The organism is Metabacillus malikii, from assembly GCF_030813355.1.
Classification (GTDB): Bacteria; Bacillota; Bacilli; order Bacillales; family Bacillaceae; genus Metabacillus; species Metabacillus malikii.
The window spans coordinates 51985-75884 of record NZ_JAUSUD010000001.1 but is presented as its reverse complement, the minus strand read 5'-3'; the positions used below and the strand labels follow the sequence as shown (position 1 = coordinate 75884).

General features: G+C 32.4%; 28 protein-coding genes and 1 other RNA gene. 6 read left to right on the top strand and 23 right to left on the bottom strand.

From position 1 onward, the window contains the following. Positions 1-8: 8 nt before the first annotated feature. The gene (locus J2S19_RS00415; RefSeq protein WP_307335564.1) at positions 9-197 is read right to left on the bottom strand and encodes a hypothetical protein; all 189 of its coding nucleotides are present in this window, start codon (positions 195-197) and stop codon (positions 9-11) included. Positions 198-390: 193 nt separating this feature from the next. Here J2S19_RS00415 and J2S19_RS00410 point away from each other — a divergent pair, with 193 nt between their 5' ends. Next, positions 391-657, top strand: coding sequence for a DUF2564 family protein (locus tag J2S19_RS00410; RefSeq protein ID WP_307335561.1), 267 nt, complete (start codon positions 391-393; stop codon positions 655-657). Positions 658-948: 291 nt separating this feature from the next. Here J2S19_RS00410 and J2S19_RS00405 read toward each other — a convergent pair whose 3' ends face one another. Both J2S19_RS00405 and J2S19_RS00400 read right to left on the bottom strand, forming a co-directional pair. Further along, complete coding sequence (locus J2S19_RS00405) at positions 949-1125, bottom strand: zinc-finger domain-containing protein (RefSeq protein ID WP_307335559.1); 177 nt, start codon at positions 1123-1125, stop codon at positions 949-951. Beyond that, positions 1118-1795: a reverse transcriptase-like protein gene (locus J2S19_RS00400; protein WP_307335557.1), complete on the bottom strand. Its 678-nt coding sequence runs from the start codon at positions 1793-1795 to the stop codon at positions 1118-1120. The genes J2S19_RS00405 and J2S19_RS00400 overlap by 8 nt, the downstream gene beginning before the upstream one ends. Positions 1796-2050: 255 nt before the next feature. Here J2S19_RS00400 and J2S19_RS00395 point away from each other — a divergent pair, with 255 nt between their 5' ends. Together J2S19_RS00395 and J2S19_RS00390 are read left to right on the top strand one after the other, a co-directional pair. Further along, positions 2051-2437 (top strand): reverse transcriptase-like protein, encoded by a 387-nt coding sequence (locus J2S19_RS00395; protein ID WP_307335554.1) that lies wholly within the window; start codon positions 2051-2053, stop codon positions 2435-2437. Between the two features lie 81 nt (positions 2438-2518). Beyond that, entirely contained in the window at positions 2519-3397 is an 879-nt protein-coding gene (locus tag J2S19_RS00390) for a DMT family transporter (RefSeq protein WP_307335552.1), read from the top strand. 2 nt (positions 3398-3399) lie between these two features. On the opposite strand, the gene J2S19_RS00385 is transcribed toward J2S19_RS00390, so the two are convergent. Further along, a complete protein-coding gene (locus tag J2S19_RS00385; RefSeq protein WP_307335550.1) occupies positions 3400-3672 on the bottom strand; it encodes a DUF6123 family protein in 273 nt (90 codons plus the stop codon). Between the two features lie 161 nt (positions 3673-3833). On the opposite strand from J2S19_RS00385, the gene sspL reads away from it, so the two are divergent. Then, positions 3834-3974 (top strand): small, acid-soluble spore protein L, encoded by a 141-nt coding sequence (gene sspL, locus J2S19_RS00380; RefSeq protein WP_307335547.1) that lies wholly within the window; start codon positions 3834-3836, stop codon positions 3972-3974. Positions 3975-3985: 11 nt separating this feature from the next. On the opposite strand, the gene J2S19_RS00375 is transcribed toward sspL, so the two are convergent. The 6 genes from J2S19_RS00375 to J2S19_RS00350 form a co-directional block, all read right to left on the bottom strand. Continuing rightward, positions 3986-4882, bottom strand: coding sequence for a 5'-3' exonuclease (locus J2S19_RS00375; RefSeq protein ID WP_307335544.1), 897 nt, complete (start codon positions 4880-4882; stop codon positions 3986-3988). Between the two features lie 360 nt (positions 4883-5242). Continuing rightward, complete coding sequence (gene ypzF, locus J2S19_RS00370; RefSeq protein WP_307335542.1) at positions 5243-5380, bottom strand: protein YpzF; 138 nt, start codon at positions 5378-5380, stop codon at positions 5243-5245. A 131-nt stretch (positions 5381-5511) separates the two neighbouring features. Then, a complete protein-coding gene (locus J2S19_RS00365; RefSeq protein ID WP_307335539.1) occupies positions 5512-5778 on the bottom strand; it encodes a YpbS family protein in 267 nt (88 codons plus the stop codon). A gap of 393 nt (positions 5779-6171) precedes the next feature. Then, on the bottom strand, positions 6172-9756 hold the full coding sequence (locus tag J2S19_RS00360; RefSeq protein WP_307335536.1) for a dynamin family protein: 3585 nt from the start codon (positions 9754-9756) through the stop codon (positions 6172-6174). Positions 9757-10274: 518 nt separating this feature from the next. Beyond that, a complete protein-coding gene (locus J2S19_RS00355) occupies positions 10275-10859 on the bottom strand; it encodes an isoprenylcysteine carboxyl methyltransferase family protein (RefSeq protein WP_307335533.1) in 585 nt (194 codons plus the stop codon). Continuing rightward, positions 10856-11956: a type III polyketide synthase gene (locus tag J2S19_RS00350; protein WP_307335530.1), complete on the bottom strand. Its 1101-nt coding sequence runs from the start codon at positions 11954-11956 to the stop codon at positions 10856-10858. Before J2S19_RS00350 ends, J2S19_RS00355 begins: the two co-directional genes overlap by 4 nt. Before the next feature lie 580 nt (positions 11957-12536). Here J2S19_RS00350 and J2S19_RS00345 point away from each other — a divergent pair. Beyond that, complete coding sequence (locus J2S19_RS00345) at positions 12537-12977, top strand: chemotaxis protein CheX (RefSeq protein WP_307335527.1); 441 nt, start codon at positions 12537-12539, stop codon at positions 12975-12977. 35 nt (positions 12978-13012) lie between these two features. On the opposite strand, the gene J2S19_RS00340 is transcribed toward J2S19_RS00345, so the two are convergent. Together J2S19_RS00340 and J2S19_RS00335 are read right to left on the bottom strand one after the other, a co-directional pair. Next, a complete protein-coding gene (locus J2S19_RS00340) occupies positions 13013-13420 on the bottom strand; it encodes a VWA-like domain-containing protein (protein ID WP_307335524.1) in 408 nt (135 codons plus the stop codon). Between the two features lie 107 nt (positions 13421-13527). Beyond that, positions 13528-13749, bottom strand: coding sequence for a methionine aminopeptidase (locus J2S19_RS00335; protein ID WP_307335521.1), 222 nt, complete (start codon positions 13747-13749; stop codon positions 13528-13530). 282 nt (positions 13750-14031) lie between these two features. Between J2S19_RS00335 and J2S19_RS00330 the strand changes: the two genes are divergently transcribed. Next, a complete protein-coding gene (locus J2S19_RS00330; RefSeq protein WP_307335518.1) occupies positions 14032-14478 on the top strand; it encodes an SHOCT domain-containing protein in 447 nt (148 codons plus the stop codon). 370 nt (positions 14479-14848) lie between these two features. Here J2S19_RS00330 and J2S19_RS00325 read toward each other — a convergent pair whose 3' ends face one another. From J2S19_RS00325 to J2S19_RS00275, 11 genes are all read right to left on the bottom strand, one after another. Beyond that, positions 14849-15091: an HPr family phosphocarrier protein gene (locus J2S19_RS00325; protein WP_307335515.1), complete on the bottom strand. Its 243-nt coding sequence runs from the start codon at positions 15089-15091 to the stop codon at positions 14849-14851. Between the two features lie 168 nt (positions 15092-15259). Next, positions 15260-15460 carry a cold-shock protein gene (locus tag J2S19_RS00320; protein ID WP_072579812.1) on the bottom strand — a complete coding sequence of 67 codons (201 nt, stop codon included), beginning with the start codon at positions 15458-15460 and terminating at the stop codon, positions 15260-15262. A gap of 465 nt (positions 15461-15925) precedes the next feature. Continuing rightward, positions 15926-17431, bottom strand: coding sequence for a carboxypeptidase M32 (locus J2S19_RS00315; RefSeq protein ID WP_307335510.1), 1506 nt, complete (start codon positions 17429-17431; stop codon positions 15926-15928). A gap of 76 nt (positions 17432-17507) precedes the next feature. After that, on the bottom strand, positions 17508-19430 hold the full coding sequence (locus J2S19_RS00310; RefSeq protein WP_307335506.1) for an ATP-dependent DNA helicase: 1923 nt from the start codon (positions 19428-19430) through the stop codon (positions 17508-17510). Positions 19431-19719: 289 nt separating this feature from the next. Further along, positions 19720-19914 (bottom strand): hypothetical protein, encoded by a 195-nt coding sequence (locus J2S19_RS00305; RefSeq protein WP_307335504.1) that lies wholly within the window; start codon positions 19912-19914, stop codon positions 19720-19722. 390 nt (positions 19915-20304) lie between these two features. Continuing rightward, positions 20305-20481 (bottom strand): hypothetical protein, encoded by a 177-nt coding sequence (locus J2S19_RS00300; RefSeq protein ID WP_307335501.1) that lies wholly within the window; start codon positions 20479-20481, stop codon positions 20305-20307. Positions 20482-20541: 60 nt separating this feature from the next. Further along, entirely contained in the window at positions 20542-21690 is a 1149-nt protein-coding gene (locus tag J2S19_RS00295) for a THUMP domain-containing class I SAM-dependent RNA methyltransferase (protein WP_307335499.1), read from the bottom strand. Between the two features lie 284 nt (positions 21691-21974). Further along, positions 21975-22361: RNase P RNA component class B (gene rnpB, locus J2S19_RS00290), an RNA gene on the bottom strand. A 67-nt stretch (positions 22362-22428) separates the two neighbouring features. After that, positions 22429-22728 carry a cell division regulator GpsB gene (gpsB, locus tag J2S19_RS00285; protein WP_307335494.1) on the bottom strand — a complete coding sequence of 100 codons (300 nt, stop codon included), beginning with the start codon at positions 22726-22728 and terminating at the stop codon, positions 22429-22431. A gap of 105 nt (positions 22729-22833) precedes the next feature. Continuing rightward, positions 22834-23394: an SLOG family protein gene (locus tag J2S19_RS00280; RefSeq protein WP_307335491.1), complete on the bottom strand. Its 561-nt coding sequence runs from the start codon at positions 23392-23394 to the stop codon at positions 22834-22836. A gap of 125 nt (positions 23395-23519) precedes the next feature. Next, a complete protein-coding gene (locus J2S19_RS00275) occupies positions 23520-23792 on the bottom strand; it encodes a CotD family spore coat protein (protein ID WP_307335488.1) in 273 nt (90 codons plus the stop codon). Between the last annotated feature and the right edge of the window lie 108 nt (positions 23793-23900).

Genomic DNA, 23900 nt, shown 5'->3' with positions numbered 1-23900 from the left:
TAGGAACATTATTTATTACTGACAAGTAAATACTCTATCGCTTTTACATTTTGTTTGATGCTTTTTTCAATTCTTGACACTTCATGCTGATTAAATATATTAGCATTGTTCGCTATAAAGACTAACTTATCTAGATCATTGTATATTTCTAAGAATGCTTCTTTTATTGTAGAATCCAACGGTTCATTTTTTAGCATCAATTTCACTCCTTCCTTCTATTATTTGACGATTAATCTAGTTAAAAAGTTTCACATTAGTGTTATTATTTTACATAAATTATGTCTTTCTCCATTTTACCATGCCATTAGTCTTTCCGATATAATTTTTTTGCTGTTTTTTTTAACGAATATTAATTTTAAAACTTCAAATAGTAATATTGGAGGTGTTATTATGGACCATATTAACCACACAGGATTAATAAGCGGTTTAAATGATATTCAACAGATTAAAATGTCTGTAAAAGCTGCACAAAAAATGGTTGGATCTGCAACAATGCAGTTAGATCCTGAAGCAATTCAACGCGCTGAGGAAGCAATCCAAGATGCACGTAATATCATGAATCGCTCGCAACATACAGGTTATGATGAAGACTTTATCCAAGAGCAGTCTTCATTACTTCAGCAATGTGAACACCAGTTATCAGAAGCACAACAGTAAATAAATAAGTCAATATGTACACAGAAGCATAATAGAATTATTTAGAATCCATTAGGTACTATAGAACTAAACAAAACGATGGACTAAGTTTTTAAAACTGCGATATGCCTAAAATGAAAAAACTAGACTAGTTAAAAACATCCATTTTCAAAACCATATAAAATATTTGCACTACAAGAAAAGGGTCAGCAGCACTTTACACAATGTCAAGTGCTGCTGACCCCTATTTATAGCTTTTGGTTATTGCCTATATTATATATAAATCTAATGTTCCATTATCATAATTTATAATTAAGTTAATTTCCCACCTATTTCTTTTATTTTTTGACCCACAGTACATTTATTAATACAAAATGAATGGGCATAACTTTTTCCAACTTCTTCCCGGAAATGTTTTTTTAGTAAACAATCAACACAATACGTATCCATAATTTCACTTAATTCCTGTAACATTTGTCTTTTACTCATTTTCATTCAATTCCTCACTCACCAACAGTTTGCTTTTAATTTCTATACCATTTAACGCTTGTGTTGCTAGTTTATCTGCCTCGTGGTTCTCTTTTCTTGTAATATGTTCATATACTGGTTTGAGCTGACAGCTTTTTAAGGTAGCTTCTATGCGGTCTAACCAAACCGTGAATTCTTCCTCGTAACATGGCCATTCACCTGCTAACTGATTAAGAACAACTTGGGAATCACCTTTAATTGTGACACTTTGTTTAGAGATTCCATATTCCTCAAATAAATTTACAAGAAATAAACATGCCGCGTATTCAGCTTCATTATTCGAAGTAATTCCATCAACACTTGCATTCACTCTAATTCGATACTTTTTATTACTCTGAGTATAATAAATAACAGCTCCAAAACCTGCTAACTTTGTTGCTTTATGATATCCACCATCAAAATAAGCATAAATTTCATGAGGTTCGTCTTTTACGATTTCGTTTAATTTCTTAATTTCCTTTAATGTCCATGTTACATCGTCTTCTGACAGTATTTCTAAATTTTTCACTCTTCCTGTTTGAATAAAATCATCTGCAAATGTTATTACATCTTCTATAGGTAAATACTCTGTTGAAAGAACTGTCTGTTTTTTCTTTTTTGTTTGGTAGGTCCATTCCATTCTATATTTCAATGACGTCACTCCTGAATAGAATTAATTATGTTGACGATTACGTATCAATGTAAGACCTTTATCGTAATTTTCATACACAACTTACACAAATAATCATGAACTATATGATTACTTTCTATTACGTAATGTTTTCATTATGCTATAATCATATTCGATTTCATTTTATTTTATCTGTTTACTTAAAAATTAGACGACATTTTTTATTTTAACACCTATTTTACTTTTATTAAATATTTTATATCGGGAGGTATATGTATGATTGAAGTATATATTGACGGTGCAAGCGCAGGTGACCCTGGCAAATCTGGTGCAGGTGTTTTTATTAAAGGGAATGGCCAAAATGAACAATTATCATTTCCACTTGGGGTGATGACAAATCATGAGGCAGAATTTCATGCATTAATAAAAGCACTAGAAGTATGTCTACATAAAGATTTTAAAATTATTTCCATTCGAACGGATTCACAGTTGGTAGAACATGCTGTTGATAAACAATTCGTAAAAAATACTCTATATGCTCCCATGTTAAAAAAAGTTCTTGAGTTAGTTGAATTATTTGATTTGTTCTTTATCAAATGGATACCAAGTAGTGAAAATAAAGTCGCAGATAAGCTTGCGAGGAGTGCAATCCTAAAACAATAGCTCTTATCTATTGTCGTTATATTATCCCTCAGGATAGAATCAATAAAACATAGTTAACATGTAGAAAAGAAGTGTTTACATATGAAAAAAACAGTAATTGCAGATATTAGTTTATTATTTGTAGCATTTGTATGGGGAGTAACTTTTGTTATCGTGCAAAATGCAATACAATTTATTCCGCCCCATTTATTTAACGGCATTAGATTTTTAATTGCAACGTTATGTTTAATAACCTTTTTAAGAAGAGATAATCGTATATTCACAAAGCGGTTAATTGTTTCAGGAGTATTTTTAGGTTTTTTTCTTTTTTTAGGTTACGCTTTTCAAACAGTAGGATTACTCTACACTACCTCTTCAAAAGCTGGTTTTATTACGGGTCTTAGTGTTATGGCTGTCCCTCTATTAGCCATGGTCATTTTGAAGGAAAGACCCCGACCAATCATCTTTCTAAGCTGTTTATTAGGTACAACTGGACTATATCTACTTACACTTGGGGACATGTCTAATATGAACATTGGTGATTTATTCGTTTTACTTTGTGCAGTTGCTTTTGCTTTACAAATTATCTTTACGGATTTATTTTCGAAACACTTTCAAGCTCTTCCATTGACGATTATACAGCTATTTACTGTCTCTATACTTAGCTTTGCAAGTTCATGGTTATTTGAAGAAATTGAAGCAATTAATTATCTAATTATATTAAATCCAAATATTTTATTTGCCTTTATGATAACATCAATTTTTGCAACTGCCGCAGCTTTTTACATTCAGACTACGTACCAACGATATACTTCTGCTACAAAAGTTGCGCTTATTTTCACTATGGAACCTGTATTTGCTGCGATTACAGCCTATCTCTTTAATGAAGAAAGGCTAGTCTTTAGTGGCGTAATTGGGTGTCTGTTCATATTTATTGCGATGATAATCACAGAATTACCAATAAGAAGAAAGGAAATATAGCGCTATATAAGATTTAAGCTATGCAATAAAATTAATGCTTGCTTTTTATTTCTAACCCTTTCATTATGAAACATTTCGAGAAGTGAAATAAAAAAAGCCCCATCAAACTCTTTTTGGATTTTCAACGTTAATTCAATGGCAATGATAACTAACTTATCCTCAGTACTAGTATACTGTTTGCCAAAATTAATAAATCCAACTGCTTCTTCACCTAACGTGAAACCTTTATTTGTTAAGTAATCGATATAATCGGTAATTTTGTTGATTGAATTCAATATTTTTTCCACCTAACTTGATAGGATTCAATTACTATCATATCGAAGTTCTTCGACAAATTCCATCATTTTTTCATTCAATCAAACAGTTTTTGGTGTAGGGTCACAATTCATGTAATCTTCATTTACTGGACATAATATATGTGAGGTGGTGATGAGAAATGAGTAGTAAAAAGAAAGGAAACAATCGTGGAAAGATAGCACCTAGTGTAAATCCTCAAGGTCACGGTGAGGATGTTGAATTCTCTACAGAACCTAAAAGTAAATTAGAAAATGCTGCAAAGAAAAAAAACACAAAATAAAAAAAGAGGCTTTACATTGCCTCTTTTACATTCGTTATATTACTAAGTAAATTCCGTATGCCTTTTAATTCATAGTCTTGTATCATAGAAAATGCCTTTTCTTCATCGATAGAAAGTTTCATCTCATGTAAAGAGCATTCAACAGGTACTTTACAATTTATCTCTGCTAACTGTCTAGATAAATGCAGCATCTCTAAATCATTTTCTATTTTCGCTTTCTGTCCTTTAGTTAATTCTGTTAAATTTTCTAAAAGTGATTGTATAGACTTATATTGTCCAATTAGTTTATATGCTGTCTTTTCCCCTATTCCTTTAACACCAGGATAGTTGTCACTACTATCTCCCATTAACGCTTTTACATCAATGAGCATTTGAGGGTCTATGCCAAATTCTTCAACAAATACGTTTTGTTTATAGTGCTTATAATTCCCGATTCCTTTTTGAAAGATAAGGACATCTACTTGGTCATTTAGCAGTTGTAATATATCCCTATCACCAGTTATAATCGTCATTTTAGTCTCATCCGCAAATTTTTTTGTTAATGTTCCAATGCAGTCGTCAGCTTCATACCCTTCAAGTCCAATATTCGGGATATCCAAAGCTGTAATTGCCTCTTTTGCTAACTGAAATTGTGGTTGCATTTCCAATGGTGCTTCTGGTCGATTTGACTTATATTCTTGAAAAAGTTCATTACGATAAGTCTTACTCCCCATATCCCAGCAAACAACTACATGACTTGGTTTCACATATTCAATTGCAGCAAATAGATGTTTTAACAACCCATTTACTGCATTTGTTGGAATACCCTTACTATTAACCATATAATGTCCGTAAACTGATGTCGCAAAAAATGAACGGAAAAGTAATGCCATCCCATCAACAATTAATAAATGATTCTCTTTACCCATTTTAGGCTCCTCTCACATTACAATCTATATGTAATCATAACATACCTAGTCCAAATTATATTTGGTACATCGCACCATTTCATAAATTAATTTTAACCACTACATAAAAGAAGGTTGATGTCTCTATACGAAAGACTGTTTTCGTTAACATCGTTGCTTTTTACTGGTTTTCTTAATGGTTTGTCTCCGTATGTTCTCTCTTTCCGCAGGCTAGGTGGTAAGCCTCCTTGGCGTAAAGCTGTGTCACAGGAGTCTCGCACTTTCACTTCAACAAACCCTTTACAAATTAGTGCAAAAAACACTATCTATCTGAAAAAAGACTTACCCAAACAGTCAAAGCAAAAGACTAAGCCATTGGGCTTAGTCTTCCTTCTTTTGACTACTTAATTTCATTGCTTCATGTTGAGCATATGATTCAAACTCTGTATTAAAGCCATTCTTTTTTTTCTTGTTGTTATTGCGCTGTGCATTCGCATTACCCAGTTTCACTCTACCCATTTAGCACACCTCTTCACAAACGTAATGATTTCATAAATCAATGTCGCTATTGATTTACTTTCTTATCATCCCTTTTCCAAACGAAAATCATGTGTAAGTACGGTATGTAAATGACTGGAACTGTTTTTTGCTTATTTGCTATACTTTCTACTTACATAATCTTTTACCATATCAGTTGTTACAAGCTTTCTTGTTGGTACAATCCCCTTAGAAGCTAATTTATTCATATCCTTTGTCACTTGATTAATCTGGTCTACATCAAACGGTAACGAATTAAGACAAAGTTGTACAGCTTCTTCGATTAACGCTTCACGTCTAGCCTCTAATTTTAAAAATGATTGAACATGTTGATGCTGTTTATTACTGTGTTGAGAAATAGCCTCATGTACATTACCCAATATGAACACCTCTTTTTTCCATTAACTTTAACACTTTTTGCTTAGGGTTCCAACAAGAAAACGAATAAGTGGACTTAGTTTCATAATTAAGTCTGCTACAAATATAATTTGTCTTATGTTTATTCTTGTTTACTTTAAAATGAATACAAGTTGCACAAACTTGATATTTCCCTTTATCCATTTACATACCCCTCACAAATACCAATACTTTTAATACAAGCTTTATAAATCCCTATCTAGACAATCACCTTTAAAACAAAACACCGAGAATTTCCCAATGTACACCTCACCAATATCAACAGAGTGTAGAATTAGTGATATAAAGCTTACAAAAAAATCAAGTATATTTTCATTAATTATCGCTATATGATTGTATCATATATTTTAATATTCTTAATGATGGATATCAATTACATCTTCCAGCTCTCGATTGATATTTTTGATTTCATTTATATCAATCAAATCAACTTCCATTAGAGCGTTAAAGCCTTCATCAACCTGATCTTTTAAATTACTAATTAAGTCCAAAATCGACTCCTCTAGAACGTTAAAATAATACGAAGAAAAATCATCTTTTATCTCAGACAGTGTGCCAGTTAGCGGTGAATCAAATTTCTCTTGCATATCATCGATCATTTTCTGCTTCTCATTTTTTTCGAAGAAAGATTTTGGATTTCTAAATAATTTTAATGCTGATTTTAATTGCAATTCCCACTCTTTCGCAGATTCGACCCTTATTTTCGGAGAAGTAATTTTCATAACAGCAGGTTTTGATAATGAAACATCTTCTGTATACTCTTTTACAAGTTGAACAATCCGCAAATATTCCTGTTCGATTGTTTTCTGTAAAAAGTTTTCAATTCTTAATGAAGTAGCCTGTATTTCTTGTATTACTTCAAATTCGATTGCTCTTATAAAATTTTGTAATGCATTATGAAGTATTTCTTGTGTATTTTTATCCTTAGTAAAGGCACCAGGATGGAATGCTTCCTTAAAGAAATCAGAGAAACGTAAAAATAATCTTTGTTTTACATAAAAAATTAATTCTTCAATTTCTTGAGCAACAGTTTTCACGACATGGTTCGTTGTAATCGATGATAATTCCTGTTGTATTTTTTCCTTAACTTTTAAATAGTGTAATTTCAACTTTTCCTTATCTGTAGCGTCTTTTTCTGCTATCTCAATCATTGATAATAATCTTTGATTTGACTGCTGTAAATCTTCATAAATGGATGCAATGGTTGTTTCAGCTAGTTCATGCTCAATAAAATATTCAAATTGTTTATGGAATTTGTCAAAGTCTTGATTCATTTCCCGTTGATTATTCAATATGTGTTGACTAGAAACTCCGTACAATCTAATATTTCTTATCTCTTGCTGTAATAGTTGCTCTTCAATGTAGCCTTTTACTAGATGAACCTCTTGTTTATCTTTTGCTAAATCAATTGCATTGATGATAAAAAACATTTTATCCAAAGTAAATGCATCTTTTACACGTCCTAATTGTCGTAAAAACTCCCTGTCACCTTTAGAGAATGGATGATTATAGTAGGTAACATATAAAATCGCATCAGCATTTTTAATGTATTGAAATGCTACATCAGTATGGCGCGTGTGCATCGAATCAGCACCAGGTGTATCAACTAATGTAATCCCAGCTCTTGTAATATCACAATCATAATAAACAGTCACTTCTTCTACGATGCACGCTTTATTTTCATTAGCAACATAATCTTGAAAATGTTCTACATCTGTATAAATGACCATACCATCACTTGTAATTTCTTCGTATTCTGAGAAGATAGTTTGGTATTTCTTAATCGTTTCATCCTCACTAGTACTGTCAGCTGCTAACTGTAAAAGTTGATTGTGGATTACTGTAAAGTCTTTTTCTGAATTTTTCAGCAAAGGAATTGTGTTACATACTTCATCTACTAATAACTCCTTAGACTTTATTTTCACCTCTACATGCCCATGTTTCTTTCCAGGACTTGGTGGAGCGATTTTATTAATTGTAGCTGTAGTTGGATTTGGTGAGGATGGAAGCAATTTATGACCAATTAGCGCGTTAGCAAATGATGATTTCCCAGCACTAAAAGCACCAAATAAAGCAACTGTATATGTTCTAGAATTATAATTCCCGACTTTCTTTTTTAGTGAATTTGTCACATCTTTAAAACCATTTAAGTACTGAAGTCTTGAGATGATAGACTCTGTTTGATTGATAAATAATTGATTATTATTCAACAATGGTTGTGCTTGCTTCTCATGCTGTGTTTCCGTTAATTTTTCTGGCAATTTCTTAGATTTCTTTATTATTTCGTCACCATTAACATGTCGCTTATGTAACGGATTTTGTTCTAACCATTCACTAACGTTTGTAATTGTAAATAACTCTTTTTGACTCTCTAATACGCTTAACATAGATTTCTCATAAACTTCGTATTCTCTTATATTGTTAGACAGATATTCCACTGCTAATAGTTCCTGTTCGATTTTTTGTTGTTTCTCCTCTAATAATGGAAGAATAGACGATTTTTTGCTTACTATCGCTTCTATAATCTCTTCAAAAATTTCCATTACTTTCTGTTTCACTTTCCGTTTAATTAGCTCACTAATATCTGAAGAATACGTTAAGACGTACTGATTATTAAATGATGCTCCAGGTTTTAATGTCTCATTTAAAATATCTTCAGATAATTGAAATGAAAATTCTTGTGCTTTCTGAATAATCGTTACATTTGTAATTTCATAATTATCGATATACTCTTTTAAAAGTGGAGTTAAATGCCAAACTATCTGTGTTTCAACATTGCTTTGCAAAGATTGAAATAAATCTTGTTTTCGTCTTTCACGCTCTTGTTCAGTTTTTGCTTTTGAAAAAAGAAAGCCCACTTTATAAGTTGGATCACAAGCTTCGATGAATAAACTTGCTTTTTCCCTAGTTTCAAATGGAATAATATTTGAGCTTTTTAGAATTGCTGAGACTTTATTTACTATACCTTGTTCTAATTCTATTGCCCTTTTCTTTTCATCGTCAATTTCTCTTATGACGTTTCTTTTCTGCTCTAACAAGTCATTCATATTTAGCTGCACATCTGACTTGTTAATATCCGTAAGTTGTAATTCACTTTTGTATTGCTCTAAATGATCCAATACGACATGCTTCATAGATAATGTTACATTCTTATCTAAGTGTTGTTCTTTTTCATCGATAAAGCGGTTTATTATTTCCTTTATCTCTTGCAATTGATTTTCGTCATTTGATATCTTTTTAAGAGTTGTAAAAAATATATCCTCGTCATCTAATCCAATTTTCGCAAAAGATTCAATAATTTCTGTTTTAAAGGATTGAAATGGAAGTTCGCTTTCATTATGTTTATCTATTTGATTAACGATAAGAAAAATAAGTTTATTTTTTTCTTTCATTTCAGAAATAAACGAAAAGTTCTCTTCTGATTGGACATGATTATAATCTGTTACATAAAAAATTAAGTCTGCGATATGTAGCATTGATTCAGTAGACAGCTTATGAGCTGCATCCGTTGAATCTATACCGGGTGTATCCATTACGACAACATTTTTACTTAAATGGTCATACGGCTTTTGGATTGATATTCTTTCAATATCACCCTGTTTACAAAATTCTTTTATATGTTCCATCGAATAGTGATCATTAAGTTCAATGATTTCCTTATTTGTAGAATATAGCTGAACTTTAGGTTTTCCGTTTTCTAATAATACTAGGTTTGCACTAGTTGGTATTGGACTTGTAGGTAAAACCTGTTCATCTAACAAAGCATTAATCATAGAAGATTTCCCGGCAGAAAAATGGCCAGCAAATGCGATATATAGTTTTTCTTGATGATACTTTAACACTAACTCTACTAATTTTGCTTTATCTTCTTCGTTATTTATCTGTTGATGAAGTGTGATTAACCTTTGTATTAAAATGTCTGTTTTCACAGTAGCAGTCATTAATACTCCCCTTTTCATTGCTATTACAGTTTCATTTTACAGAATCTTTTAAAATTTTACTATCCTAAACATATTTATTGTATTTATTCTCAGATTTGTATGTGTTAAATACAGGAAAAATCAAACAAATTATTCGTATTATACTATAGGTATATAACTAGATTGACAATGTGGAAAAAAACAGCACAAAAAAAGCCCACAATGTGGACATCATTTATGCTTTATTAGCATTTATATTCTTTAAAATATAACCAATTATTATACTATATGTGACAACGGTACACCCTACAAATAACATTGTCATATGAAGTAGCCCTCCATGGTATTAGTTGAGAATGTTTTTCATTGATTTTAGTTTACCATCAATGATAATCATTTTCAACAAAAGAAAATAGATTTTTCAAAAATCTTCTTTCCATCAATTGCTCCACTATGTATTTCATATGAGTTGATGTAAACTTTCCAAAAATGAGAGTCAGCATCAGGTACACCAATGTACTTAGTCTGTTTCATATACGTCAGTCGGTATCTCTGTGATTTGTTAGTCGATTGGCAAGTTTCGGAACAAATCTCGACTTATTAAAAAATAGTTCATGATAATTTGGATACAGCTCTAACGCCTCTTCCTCTACCCGTATCCTTGTCTCGATTACAATGAAGTTTAGTATCGAAAACACAATTGCCGTGGCATATGCTTTAAATAATAATGGTATAAACAAAATCTCAATTATTACGATTAAATAATTGGGATGTTTTAAAAATTTGTACGGACCTTTCACCTCAATATATGTACCAGGAATAATTATTACTTTTGTATTCCAGTAATTGCCGAGTGATAAGATTGCCCAATAACGGATAAACTGTGCTATTAATAAAATCGGTACAATAATCATCCAAAATTGTGAAATTGATTTATCAAAATATAAGACTTCAAGTGCAAAGCACATTAAAAACATGCAATGATGAGCGACAATCACACCATAGTGTTCAGTGCCAAATTCTACAGCTCCATGTCTTAACATCCACTTCTCATTTCGTTTAGCTATCATTAATTCAGATATTCTTTCTAATAATAAAATGATAAAAACAATTGTAAAAATCAAGTAACAGCCCTCCATTCAATCAGAATCATTTCGGAAGAAAATCCGGGACCAAGGGCCGCGATTATACCTAATTCTCCAGCTAAACCTACCTCTCGTTCTAAATACTCTTGTATCACATACATAACAGTGACTGATGACATATTGCCATGATTTCTTAACACCTCTTCAGAAATTTGAAGATGTTTATCTTTAAAGTCCAATCCATTTTTATATGCTTCTAAAATTTTCTTACCACCTGGATGTGCTAAAAAATAGCCAATATCATTTAGCTCTAGGCCTTGCTCTTTTAACATTTTTATCACTTGTGGACGAAGCCATTTTGTAATTAGTGAAGGGATATCTCTTGAAAAAACAACATGAAACCCTTCATTTTTTATATTCCATCCCATTATATCTTCCGAATCTTTCATAAACGATGATCCCGTACTTTTTACAAGTGGCAAAGTTGAGAATCTTAACTTATTATGTAATTGCGCATCCTTTCCAGCTATACAAGTACATGCAACACCATCTGAAAACAACGATGTCCCGATTAGGTTGCTTTTACTAGTATCACTTAATTGAAAAGTTAAGCTACATAGTTCAACAGTTACAATAAGAACGTATGACTCAGGATATGCTCTACAATATTCAAAGGCTCTTGATATCCCAGACGCACCACCTGCACACCCTAATCCCCAAATTGGGATTCGCTTTGTCGTTTCCTTAAACGGTAGACGGTTCATAATTTTCGCGTCAATACTAGGTGTTGAAACACCTGTACTACTAACAAAAAAAATGGCATCAATTTCAGATATTTCTATAGGTTGATTCAAGATGTTACTATTATTTAAACAATTATCAATTGCTTTAACTCCTAATTCAGTTGCTACCTCGATATATGTATTGTTTTTTTCTTCAAATGTATGTTCTGTTTTATACCATTCAATTGGTTTTACAAATTGTCTTTCCAAAATCCCGCCATTATCAAATACCGGTAATAGCCGATCGATATCTTTAAAGCCACTTCTAAAATTCTCCTTTATAAATTGTTTTACATTTTCTTGAAGATATTCATACTTCGGCAAAGCTCTACCAACTGAAACAATAAATGCCATATCGTCACCTCTATAGATAATTTGACCTATATCAAGAAATGTTATCCAATTATTTTACAAAAAGAGATTTCAAAGCCTTAACTCTACTGTCGTTTCTGTTTTATTTGCAATTATATGACTTATTATTAACGAAGTGAATGGAAGTTAAAGTGGCACGAAACGACAAACCTCAGGTCATATCAATACAAATAGTCAGCAATAATCGCCGCATTTCATATGAATAATCCCCAAAAAGAAAAAGCCTTTCCCTAAAAATGGGGAAAGACCGACGTTTTTATGGAGTTGTTGTTGTGCACCTTTATTATACCTTACTTAAATAATAGATTCATTGATAAATAATGGAAATACTCGCCCTCATATTACAGGAACAATTAACAAGTTGGTTTATAAACCTATTACCATCAGTTATATATATCCTAATCCAACCGAAGAATCTCCTTCATAATAGCTAATTCTTGTAAAGTTCTATTTTATTTATTAACCTATTTCCAACTCTTTTCTATAAAAAAGAATATTTCATATGACTCGTTTTATGCTATTATTAAGTAACAACAATAGGCTGGAGGAACTAGTTAAGACGATGAGAGATGATGTGAAAAAGTATTTATTAGACGGAACAATGACATCAATAAAAATGATACTTAATGTTCCTTATTCAATCGGGGAAATTACAGCGAAAGTTCCTGATTATGCATCATTACGTGCAGTTAAAATTAATTTAAGTGGAGCATGTAAAGGTTCAATAACAATTCAAGGTGAACTTCCTGTCTATAGTTTTATTGGTGAAGGATTATTTGGTATGCCTGTAACAGGCGAATTACTTGATTCTTTTATTGGTGAATTTGCAAATATGTTGACAGGGAACATTGCCACTCTGCTATCGAATCATGGTCTTAATACAGATATATCAACTCCAATGATCGTTACAATGGATGTGGAACAGTACGAATGCCCATTAACAATTCCTATTAAGATTGAAAATAAAGGCAATCTTTTTATTACATTAGTAGACCCCTTGTAAAAGCTGATATTTAATATCAGCTTTTACATTAATCTTTATGCTACACGTATAGCTTTGCCAAATGGTACCTTTGGCAAAAATTCGTCAGGGACCAACCAAAAAACTTCTCTATCAAATGTTAACTCATCGTAAAAGTAGCCCGTCACATCTGTAATATAAAATAAAGAATCTATATTCTCATTCTCGGCCCATTCTAATACATCTGTATATGAAGATTTCCCATGGCTAAAGTATTTTATTTTGTTTTCCTTTATGGAAGTAATACTTCTAATTTTAAAATCCGCTTGTACTAACATTGCTTCGGGACATACCTCATTAAACAGCTTTACAATATTTTGAATCAACTCTATATTCTTTGGATTAGTTGAGGTATCTACTGCAAGGGCAATGTTTTTATCTTGTCGTTCCTGTAATTTTGAAAGTAAAAATTTTTGCCACTTCATTTTTATCTCCCCCTTACATTTGATAAAGCAATATTATTCTGTACATGCAGTTTTAAATTATCCGTCAACTAAACTTTCCAAAAATTGAACAATATGATGTGAAAAATTCACATAGGATTTTGCTGCATTTCCCACTCTGAATATTGACCAGTACCATTGCATCCAGGACAATCATAAAGTAAATCAAAACTCGGAGTATAATAACTGGCGATAGTAGTGATAAACCCATTACCTTTGCAATCAGGACAGTTCCCTATATCTTTCATTTCGTTTATTTTTTTTTCAATCCTACCTGCATTCCAACTACTAATTGAGCGAATAATATTCATATATGCACCTCATTATTCGATTTTTTATTTATGGACAGCCTAATTTATAATCTTAGTATGGCTTTCTAAATAAATACTATCCTTTATAAACTCGTAATCACTACTATATATGTGTGTAATAAGTTTATTGTTTTCATGACAATTATTTTAATAAAAAATCAAAATACGACAAAAACGATTATTTTTTTATTCTCTTCTTAACATTTTTAAGGATTTTATGTAAAATAAGAGGAAATGGAAAACAAATTATCGTGAGTATTTTTGATAGAAGAGGGGATTAGCATGGCCGAGTTAGCATTTAAAGAATTTATTTTTAAAAAAGGAAGTAAAACAACCATCTATTTATATCAAAGCAGTATTGAAGTTATTCATCATGGGTTGTTTGGAAAGTTTAACAAGGTAAAACTAATCCATTATAAAAACATTGAGGACATTATTTTAAAACAACCTGGTTTAGCTACAACAGGCTCACTCATTATTGATTGTGGGAAAAATGAAGATAAACGTGAAAAAATAAACAATACAATTGAATTCTCTAAAAGTGAAAGAGAAATTGCTCTAGAATTAAAAACGACTATCGACGAACAAATACATTTTATCAAAGGTCAACGTGTAAATTCAGCCGTTGATAATTTCGAAAAACTAAAGAAGCTAAAAGAACTCGCTGATTTAGGGATTCTCTCAGAAGAAGAGTATATTGAACAAAAGGAACGGATTTTAGAAGGTTGATATATGATTTAACAGGGCCTATTTTTTTTAGACCCTGTTTTTCACTTTAAAAGCATAAGACAGTTTATTTACGTATACAATGTATCTTTATATTTAGTTGTAGTTATATGTTAATCATCGCAGGAGTCGGAGTGCTAAAAGTCATAGCTTCGGCGCTGCGACTAACAAATATATAGATTACCTTCCTCATATTATAGACTATACAGGTGCTCATTGAGATTTCTTATACTTTGCAATGTTACACCATAGTTTGTACGTCAATGGGTAAGTCTCCCCGCTATTTTAACCCCTCAGTTTACAACGTTACAGGAGTCTAGAAATCAGCTCAACCAATCAGTTAAATTGATTCAAATAAGAAAACACCTTCATATTAAGCCATTAATAAAGTTTTTATTGTTTTTAATGCCAATTCTTCATCCTCACCTTTTACCATAATCGTAACATTTAAACCAGTTCTAATTGAAGCTAATAACCCCATTAAACTTTTAGCATCAATTTTAAACGTCTCACCAACAAGGTGGATATCTGATTCATACTGATTAGCTATTTCAGCTAACTCCATTAGTTTTTTTAAATTTATTTCCCCTGTTATCGTTACGTCTTTTACTCTCATCCCACTTTGCTCCCATATTTAAGAATGTGTAATTCTATTATGATTATACGTAGTTGATGATGGGATGTAAATTACAATAAGTATATAACTCTTATATTTGCCTAAATTTACAAAATTCTAGAAAAAGGCAAAAAAAAAGAACCCAATAAAAGGGTTCTTTTTCAAAAATTATGCTTTGTTTACATTTGTTGCTTGTGGTCCACGTTGACCTTGTTCAACATCAAATGTTACTTTTTGACCTTCGTCTAAAGATTTAAAACCTTCGCCTTGGATAGCTGAGAAATGTACGAATACATCATCTCCACCTTCTACTTCGATAAATCCGAAACCTTTTTCTGCGTTAAACCATTTTACTGTACCTTGTTGCATGTTTGTATCCTCCTGTGTGGTTAAACCACAATGTATTACTATCCTTGCTCAATTAGATATCAAAGGCGAAAAGTTTAAATACTTATTCTTTCCTTACAGACCGAACAAAAATAATTCTTCTTTATCATAACAGATAAAGAAGAAGAAAGCAAACATATTATCAAATAAGATGAAATGTAATATTATGAGACAGTTATTTATTTTGGATTGCTAACAAATCATAAGACAAATTCATACGCTTAGGGTCATCTACCTTTACTACGATAAGTCATCATTGATTTATTCGATGTGCTTTACTTGTTTTCTATATCCCATAAAGTGCAGTCCTAAGTGTACGACAATTGGCAGTGCGTCAGCTATTTATAATTCTCGATGTAATATCCTGCTGCTCATGTCACACCTTCCAGTTGTCTGGCATCAACTCAGCTAGCCTATAATCATTTAAAAGAGTCGATTTAATATGGATTATAGATTGTATATACGGCGATATTTTTCTTCTAAATAATCAATTAAATATTGAGCATTTAAACCTTCACCTGTTACATCTCGTAAAATTTCTAATGGCTTTTTCGTTTTCCCGTACTGGTGTATATTTTTTGTAAGCCAATTTTTTATAACTTCGAATCGACCCTCTTCTATATGTTGAGTAAATTTATTTATATCCTTTTCCATCGCATGTTTAAATTGTGCTGCATACATATAACCTAATGCATAAGAAGGAAAATAACCAAAACTACCTCCAGCCCAATGAACATCTTGTAAAACACCTTTTGCGTCATTTGGGGGTGTAATCCCTAAATATTGTTCGTATTTCTCATTCCAAACTTTTGGTAATTCTTCAACTGTTAGCTCATCATTAAACAACGCTTTTTCGATTTCATAACGAATAATGATATGCAGAATATACGTTAATTCATCAGCTTCGATCCGGACTAAGGATGGTTTTGCTTCATTTATAGCCTCATAAAATTGTTCAGTTTCAACATGTTCAAATTGTGTAACAGACGAATCCTGTAAAGTTTTGTAATAACGATTCCAAAATTGTTTACTTCTGCCTATAAAGTTTTCATAAAAAAGCGATTGTGACTCATGAATCCCCATAGATGTGCCACTACATAAAAAAGTTCCTTCAAGTAATGCTGAAATATTTTGTTCATATATTGCATGACCGCCTTCATGGATCGTACCAAATATTGCTGAGCGAAAGTCATATTCATCATATTTTGTCGTTACCCTAACATCTCCACGATTTAATGTAATTTCGAAAGGGTGAACTGTCTCATCTAATCTACCTGCTTCAAAATCATATCCAAGTTCATTCAGAAAGTATTCACTAATTTTTCTTTGCTCTGCTTTTGGAAAGTAATCGTATAAAAATTCATTTTTTGGCCGATAAGTAGAATTCGAAACCTCTTGTACAAGCGGGACAATTCTTTCCCTTACTTGAGCAAAAACCTTGTCTAGCTCCTTAACAGTCATACCTGGTTCATATTCATTTAATAATGCATCATATTTATTTCCTGAATAGCCCCAATATGAAATAAGCCGTTTATTATAATCAATGATTTTCTTTAAGTATGGAGCGAATAATTGGAAATCTGATTTATTTTTCGCCTCTTCCCAAACAGACTCAGCCTTTGAACAGAGGATAACATAATCTTTGTATTCTTGAGGTGGAATAACTTTTTTCTTGTGATATTCTTCCTTGAGTAAGTCGATAGCCTTTTTTGTTATGTCCTGTAGAGAATCGTATGTATGTTTCTCTGATAACGTTTCTAAGTAATCTTTCATTTGGTCTGAGACTAGCATTTGAAAAGCTTCTGTAGATAACATCCCAATTACTTCAGAACGTTGTTCAATTCCCTTTCTTGGTGCTCCTGTACGCATATCCCAATACATAACATTGATTGCTTCTTCATAACTTTGCATTTTCTTTATGTAATTGATAAACTCTTGTTCTGTTTGCTTCATTTTTACTCCTCCTTACTTTATCGCTTTTTAACCATATAAATGCTTTTAAGTATATCAGAAAAGGATAGCTAATATGCTATCCTTTTAATGGTGTTACAGGCAATACAGTTATAATTTGCTCGATTATATCGTTATCGGTATCATTAAGAAATATCGTTATGATTCCCTTATCTCCGTTTGTACGTATTAATCTGCCAATCCCTTGCCTTAACCTCAGTAACATATAAGGTATATCCACTTCTTTAAATGGATTTTGTTTGTCTGATTTTTTCGCTTCAAAAACTGGGTCATCTGGAGGGTAAGGAAGTGACCAAATAATGACATTGGACAATGACGGGCCTGGAATATCTAATCCTTCCCACAAATGAACTGCACAAAGAACTGTCTGTTCATTTCTTTGAAAATCTTTAACTAGTGAACTAATTTCTTTATCACCTTCAAAAAGTATTGGGAAATCCCATGAAATCTCCTCTGACTTTCTCTTAAACCATTTTAATTCTTTATTACTAGCAAATAACAGTAATGCACGTCCACCTGTTTTGTTTATTTCTTCTACGGTTTTAAGAAATTTGTTTGATTGATGTTTTTCAGTAAGTAGTTGAATACTCATTTGCTCCTCATAATCAAACGGAGAGTCAACAGATAGTGACAAATAATCATTAATCCCTAAACTATTTGCGATAAAGTCAAAAGATTTCCCTTCTGAAAGAGTTGCAGAAGAAAATATATATGGCTTTTTCATAGAAAATACTTTTTCTTTTAATACCTCTTCAACTTTTCGAGGCATGATGACTAAGCTATAATCATTATTCTTTTCTTCAACCCAGCTAACAGCATTGTTTCGCTTCGTAAATAATGATAACGAGTATTCCATTTGGTCAATATATTCTTCTACAATCTTCAACTCATAGTCATCGATCGTGTAAAGCTCTCCTTCAAAGACTAACGCTTCACTAATTTCGGATAATTTACTTTGTAGCTTCACTGCTAATTTTTGTATATTATCCTCTTTATTTATCTTTAAACGTTCCGACCCATCAACAGCAGCAGAAGAGAGACTAAGTTGGTAAAAGAATTCATCATTAATAGCTAACCCATCCTCAACCAAATAGGCCAATTCTTCACGTATTTCATTTTGTAACAAACGCTCGAGAAATAATTGCAAAGAACTTTGCTTGACCCGATAAGTTAGTGCCTTTTGTGCAGCAAATTCCAATAGATGTCCTTCATCAAAAACAACACTACTATAATCTGGTAATAATGGAAGTTGTCCTTCTCTTTTTCTTGATTCGGATGTCCATACGTGTTCCATAAAGTAATCATGTGAACAAACGATAATATCTGTCGCTTTTCGATAATAGTCACGAGATAACGTTAAACCGCAACGATGGCGATTAGAACATGTAAAACAATCTTGGAATGTATCCCAACCGATCTTGTCCCATTCTTCATCAGATAAATGATTGAATTCTTTCCGATCTCCATATGGGGTAAAATGTTGCATTCCTGCTTTTTCATGAACAAAGCTAGGTAATGATTGATATACATCCAAGTATTTGTCATCACCCGTTCTTTGAAGGACGTCATCAAGTTTATTTAGACATAAATACTGACTATGTGTTTTACTAAGCCGTACATCCATTTCTATATTTAATATTTCCGAAAGCTTTGCTATATCTCCCTCTTGCTTAACAAGTTGTTCAATTAACGTCTCGTCTGCACAAGCAATAATAGCAGGCTTACCTGTATATCTTGCATAGGCTAATGCATAAAGCAAGTAAACAATTGTTTTTCCCGTACCGACCCCTGCTTCAGCAAACATGACTTGTTTGTCTTGATAAGCTCTTTCTAATTGAAAAGCCATGAAAATTTGTTCATCTCTTAATTCAAAACCATTTTCAGGAAGGATATCGTAGAAGACATCACCAATCCAATTACTTAATGCCTGATAAAAATTCTCTTCTTTATTAATTGCAAAGGGTAAACGGGCCGTAACCATATAATGAACCTCCATAACTTTCAGTTGTCTAAAGTAATAGACTATAGTACTGTACTGAATCTAAATGTGAATATAAAATGGATAAAAAGCAATTATCTAATGATGAAGTCTATTTGTCAATTCTGATACTTATAAATGTTAACCCTATAAAAAACTAATCAAATAGTTAGTCAGAACTACCCATTCATCATTCTGTAATCTGATAAAATTTTTGTCTTGTTTGTTATTTATTTTGATTAATATATCTATAAATCACAAAAAAAGAGTTGCCAATGGCGACTCAATCCTTTTACTGTTCTAGCAGCGTTTCAATTATACTTTGATGTTCAATTTCTGTTGCATGTGTTAATGCCTTTATCATTTCTTCCCTTGCTTGGGAAATTTGAAGAACAGCAGGTGACGTATGGCCTTCTTGTTCTTCGAGTGATTTTTGTGTTGAACTTAACGCTTTTGAAATCAATCTGAATTGTTGATCCTCAATCAAACAATATTCCACCTTTCTTAATTTGATACTTAGCTCCCGTAAAATCCTTTTACTGGTAAATGTATATTCGTAAAAATTCAAAAAAATTCACAAAAAAACATATTCTTATTATGTACATCATATAGTGTTTTTATGCCTATTATATACATGTTGTCGCTATAACAGGTAGGCCATCATCGTAGCCTCAACACCATTTCGTAATAGAAGAGAGTTTTTAATAGAAGGCTGTTTTCGTAAACATTGTTGCTTTTAACTGAGTTGTCGTTTAGGGTTTGTCTCCGCTACAGTACTCAGCAATAGCGGGGTGGGTGGTGAGCCTCATAGCTCCTTGCGGCTACCCTTTATGTCAACATATATAGAAAAAAATCAAATAAAAAAACGAAGAGTAAATTACTCTCCGCCTTCGATTTCTTTATAGCCTTGTTGTTTTATTTCTTCAGTCATTTCCTCAGGTGTAATAATATAATATGTATTCCCATCATTAGAAACGATGATTTCAGTCGGACTCGCATCTACGCGAGCAGCATCCAACGAAAAATATTTTTGTCCTAATTGTGTTGAACTCATTTCCGCACCTCCCTGTCATATTTTAAGCCTATCATCTCTATCATATAGTACAATTATAAATTACTCTAGATTATTTTTAGGGGGACGTATTGACGACCAATATTGATAGTAATCTGTCTTTATAAAGCCGTTAAATAGTTTTCTTTTTTTTGTTGCTGGTTTCCCATAAACTTGTTCAAAGTTTTCATTAGAAGTAAGAATATATATACTCCAAGAATCAAGTGGTGCAAATGCATGTCCCATTTCTTTGTACATATTCTCTACAGCTCTTTTTTCTCCAAGTCTTTCACCATATGGAGGGTTTCCAACAATTGTTCCATACTGTTTTGTTGTTGTAAAGTCCTTCACTTGCATTTGCTTAAATTGAATTAACCCTTGTAATCCTGCTTCATCTGCATTAGCTTCTGCAATTTTTATCATTCGGTGATCGATATCAGAGCCCTGAATATCAAGAGGTTGATCATAATTTGCTTTGTCTTCTACTTCTTCTCTTGCTAAATCCCATTTTTCTTTTCCAATCCAATGCCACTTTTCTGAGGCAAATTCACGATTAAATCCAGGGGCAATATTTTGTCCAATTAAAGCCGCTTCGATTGGAATAGTACCTGAGCCACAAAAAGGGTCAACGAAAGGACGATTAGGTGTCCACTTAGTCAAAAGCACTAATGCTGCTGCTAATGTTTCTTTAATCGGGGCACCTCCTTGGTCAATTCTAAATCCACGTTTATGTAAGCCAACACCACTAGCATCGAGAGTTATCGTTGCTATATCCTTTAATAAGGCAACTTCAATACGATACAATGGACCATTCTCATTGAACCATCCTGTCGTTTTATAATGTTGTTTTAACTTTTCTACAACTGCCTTTTTCACAATCCCTTGACAATCAGGAACACTAGCCAATGTTGATTTTACCGATTTCCCTATAACAGGAAACTCCGCATCAACGGGTAGATAATCCCCCCAATTTAATGCTTTCGTACCCTCAAATAGTTCATCAAATGTTCTTGCCTTAAACTCTCCAACCTTAATTTTAATTCGGTCTGCTGTCCGTAACCATAAGTTTGCGCGGCAGATTGCCATTTCATCTGCTTCAAACGTTACTTTCCCATTTTCAACAACACATTCATACCCTAAGTCTCTTACTTCTTTAGCTACAATTGATTCTAAACCCATTGCAGATGTTGCTATTATTGATAGTTTTTTCATCCTTCACCATACCTTATTTTAGTTTCTTTATTATTGGCATACAGTTAAATACTGCACTAACAAATGCTGATTTGAAATTATGAATAGTAGTAAAGAAATCCAACGGTACCTCATACAGCTGTTACAACAAAAATAAACACACTTTACTACCTATGTGATTTCAGTAAATAATATCAATGTCTGCAAAAACTGACTTATTATACTTGGTAATATGTATACATAAAAAGGGGCTGAAAGTTCAGCCCCCTTAAGTAGTATGTGTTATTTAATACTGTTTAATAACGTTCGATAAGCCATGTTTTGTTCCATCGTACTACAAACGGCAATACCTCGTACTCAGGTGGTAATCATCTATCTACAGATAAAATATCTGTCCTTCTCTTTGTTCATTTCCTCCAAGAAGGTGCCCCTACCATTATTTGGGTTTCTCGCTCGTGGGGTTTACCTCGTTCCACTCTTACAATTTCTTGTAAGACTCCGTCACTGTGGCACTTTCAAGGTATTCAAGCCATATCCGAAGGACTTAGGCTTTTTCCCTGCCGTCAATCCATAAACATGAATTGCCCTAGCTTATGACTTCGCTAGGCACGAACACTACGGGCATCACAGCACCGTGCGAGCATGGACTTTCCTCTACAACTCATAAAGAATTGCAGCGATTACCTGAACGTTACTGAACAAAAATAAGTATACCTAATTGTATGGAATAACACAAGTGGTGACATTTGGAAGTATTATTTAATCGTATAATTTACTTCCAAAAACATGTTTCTCCAAGTTCGAAAGTCTTTTCAAAATATCAAAGTTTGTTGTGTTTGTCTGAGTAGTCGGTTGTTTTTTATAAGTATCATCTAGTTGTTTTTTTAATCTCAGGTTCTCTTGTTGAAGGTCTTCAATCTCTTGATGAAAAGTTTCATAGTCTTTAATAATTAAGTCTAAAAACTTATCAACTTCCTCTTGTTTATAGCCTCGTACACCTGTTTTAAATTCTCGTTCTAAAATTTCTTTTGCTGTTAATTTTATTTTATCTGAAAGCATTTCTTTCACCTCATTATAGCGAAATCATCAACTTTTATTTTTTCAGAAATATGTTAAATTGTCAATTTCATTTCATCGTCCTTTAATGCGACCTTTCGACTAATTTTACCAAAAATCTTGGTTTTTCATATTCTCTTCTTCAACGACTACTTGTAAATCCGAAAAATCAACTATTTCAATGAAATAATTATTTCTTTCTCTCTTTTTTTTAGCAACATCTAATATGTACTTAGGTGATCCCTGTTTTTCTTCATCGTAAATTAAGAGAATACCTTCACTTTTTCTAACTAGAAATTCATTTTTTTGCTTGAATTGTAACGGATTTTCATATTCCCTCTTTGAGATACTATCTATGAAATCCGCTTGAGATTGCACAAATTCATAATATTCTTTATTTGTTTCATTCCATTTATTTTCCTGATTGAGAAAGGGAGTTAAAATGGCGAGCTTTAGATTTGGGTATTGTCCTTGCAATTCATAAACAACTTCCGCAGCCCACAACTCAACACCTAATTGTCCACTAATTAGTACCCATTCCAAACCGTTTTCTATCATTGGGTGTAATGATTTTTCTATTGCCTTTTTAATATAATGAACTGCTTTATCATCATTTTTGAAAATCCCTAATTCAAAAGCTTTATATCCTGAAATTGTTATAATATTCATTTTTTCACCTAGCTTATGATTCTAATGTTGATGATAAATTCTATAGATATCTAATTTGGTCCATGCATGCTAATATTTCTTAGTAACAAAAGAGGAGCTGAAAGAACTCAGCTCCATTTATATCATTATCTACCGAATGGACCTGGACCGAACCCCGGACGAGGTCTTGGACCACCAAATCCTGGTGTAGGACCGTACACGTTAAAATGTTGATGTGATGCCGTATTAACAACCGATTGTGATTGTGGAAAATAATGTTGATGCTTGAAAAATTCATGATTTACAACAGTTGTGTGTTGCGGATGGATGTGTGGTACAACTGTCTCAGAATAATTATTATCAACACAACATTTAGTAGGGTGTACGATTGGAGCCATAACTTTTGGTCTACAATGCATAATACATTCTCCTTTCAGTCATTTATCTTATCTTACACTTCTAGCCTATGATGAAAGGGATATACATGTACTAATGCAACTACCTATTTTCTCTTTAATTGACTAATA

Excerpts from the sequence above, each read along its gene's own strand:
- J2S19_RS00415 (WP_307335564.1), bottom strand. The coding sequence starts at position 197 with ATGCTAAAAAATGAACCGTTGGATTCTACAATAAAAGAAGCATTCTTA.
- J2S19_RS00410 (WP_307335561.1), top strand. The coding sequence starts at position 391 with ATGGACCATATTAACCACACAGGATTAATAAGCGGTTTAAATGATATT.
- J2S19_RS00405 (WP_307335559.1), bottom strand. The coding sequence starts at position 1,125 with ATGAGTAAAAGACAAATGTTACAGGAATTAAGTGAAATTATGGATACG.
- J2S19_RS00395 (WP_307335554.1), top strand. The coding sequence starts at position 2,051 with ATGATTGAAGTATATATTGACGGTGCAAGCGCAGGTGACCCTGGCAAA.
- J2S19_RS00390 (WP_307335552.1), top strand. The coding sequence starts at position 2,519 with ATGAAAAAAACAGTAATTGCAGATATTAGTTTATTATTTGTAGCATTT.
- sspL (WP_307335547.1), top strand. The coding sequence starts at position 3,834 with ATGAGTAGTAAAAAGAAAGGAAACAATCGTGGAAAGATAGCACCTAGT.
- J2S19_RS00375 (WP_307335544.1), bottom strand. The coding sequence starts at position 4,882 with ATGGGTAAAGAGAATCATTTATTAATTGTTGATGGGATGGCATTACTT.
- ypzF (WP_307335542.1), bottom strand. The coding sequence starts at position 5,380 with ATGGGTAGAGTGAAACTGGGTAATGCGAATGCACAGCGCAATAACAAC.
- J2S19_RS00360 (WP_307335536.1), bottom strand. The coding sequence starts at position 9,756 with ATGACTGCTACTGTGAAAACAGACATTTTAATACAAAGGTTAATCACA.
- J2S19_RS00350 (WP_307335530.1), bottom strand. The coding sequence starts at position 11,956 with ATGGCATTTATTGTTTCAGTTGGTAGAGCTTTGCCGAAGTATGAATAT.
- J2S19_RS00345 (WP_307335527.1), top strand. The coding sequence starts at position 12,537 with ATGAGAGATGATGTGAAAAAGTATTTATTAGACGGAACAATGACATCA.
- J2S19_RS00340 (WP_307335524.1), bottom strand. The coding sequence starts at position 13,420 with ATGAAGTGGCAAAAATTTTTACTTTCAAAATTACAGGAACGACAAGAT.
- J2S19_RS00335 (WP_307335521.1), bottom strand. The coding sequence starts at position 13,749 with ATGAATATTATTCGCTCAATTAGTAGTTGGAATGCAGGTAGGATTGAA.
- J2S19_RS00330 (WP_307335518.1), top strand. The coding sequence starts at position 14,032 with ATGGCCGAGTTAGCATTTAAAGAATTTATTTTTAAAAAAGGAAGTAAA.
- J2S19_RS00325 (WP_307335515.1), bottom strand. The coding sequence starts at position 15,091 with ATGAGAGTAAAAGACGTAACGATAACAGGGGAAATAAATTTAAAAAAA.
- J2S19_RS00320 (WP_072579812.1), bottom strand. The coding sequence starts at position 15,460 with ATGCAACAAGGTACAGTAAAATGGTTTAACGCAGAAAAAGGTTTCGGA.
- J2S19_RS00315 (WP_307335510.1), bottom strand. The coding sequence starts at position 17,431 with ATGAAGCAAACAGAACAAGAGTTTATCAATTACATAAAGAAAATGCAA.
- J2S19_RS00310 (WP_307335506.1), bottom strand. The coding sequence starts at position 19,430 with ATGGTTACGGCCCGTTTACCCTTTGCAATTAATAAAGAAGAGAATTTT.
- J2S19_RS00300 (WP_307335501.1), bottom strand. The coding sequence starts at position 20,481 with ATGAGTTCAACACAATTAGGACAAAAATATTTTTCGTTGGATGCTGCT.
- J2S19_RS00295 (WP_307335499.1), bottom strand. The coding sequence starts at position 21,690 with ATGAAAAAACTATCAATAATAGCAACATCTGCAATGGGTTTAGAATCA.
- gpsB (WP_307335494.1), bottom strand. The coding sequence starts at position 22,728 with ATGCTTTCAGATAAAATAAAATTAACAGCAAAAGAAATTTTAGAACGA.
- J2S19_RS00280 (WP_307335491.1), bottom strand. The coding sequence starts at position 23,394 with ATGAATATTATAACAATTTCAGGATATAAAGCTTTTGAATTAGGGATT.
- J2S19_RS00275 (WP_307335488.1), bottom strand. The coding sequence starts at position 23,792 with ATGCATTGTAGACCAAAAGTTATGGCTCCAATCGTACACCCTACTAAA.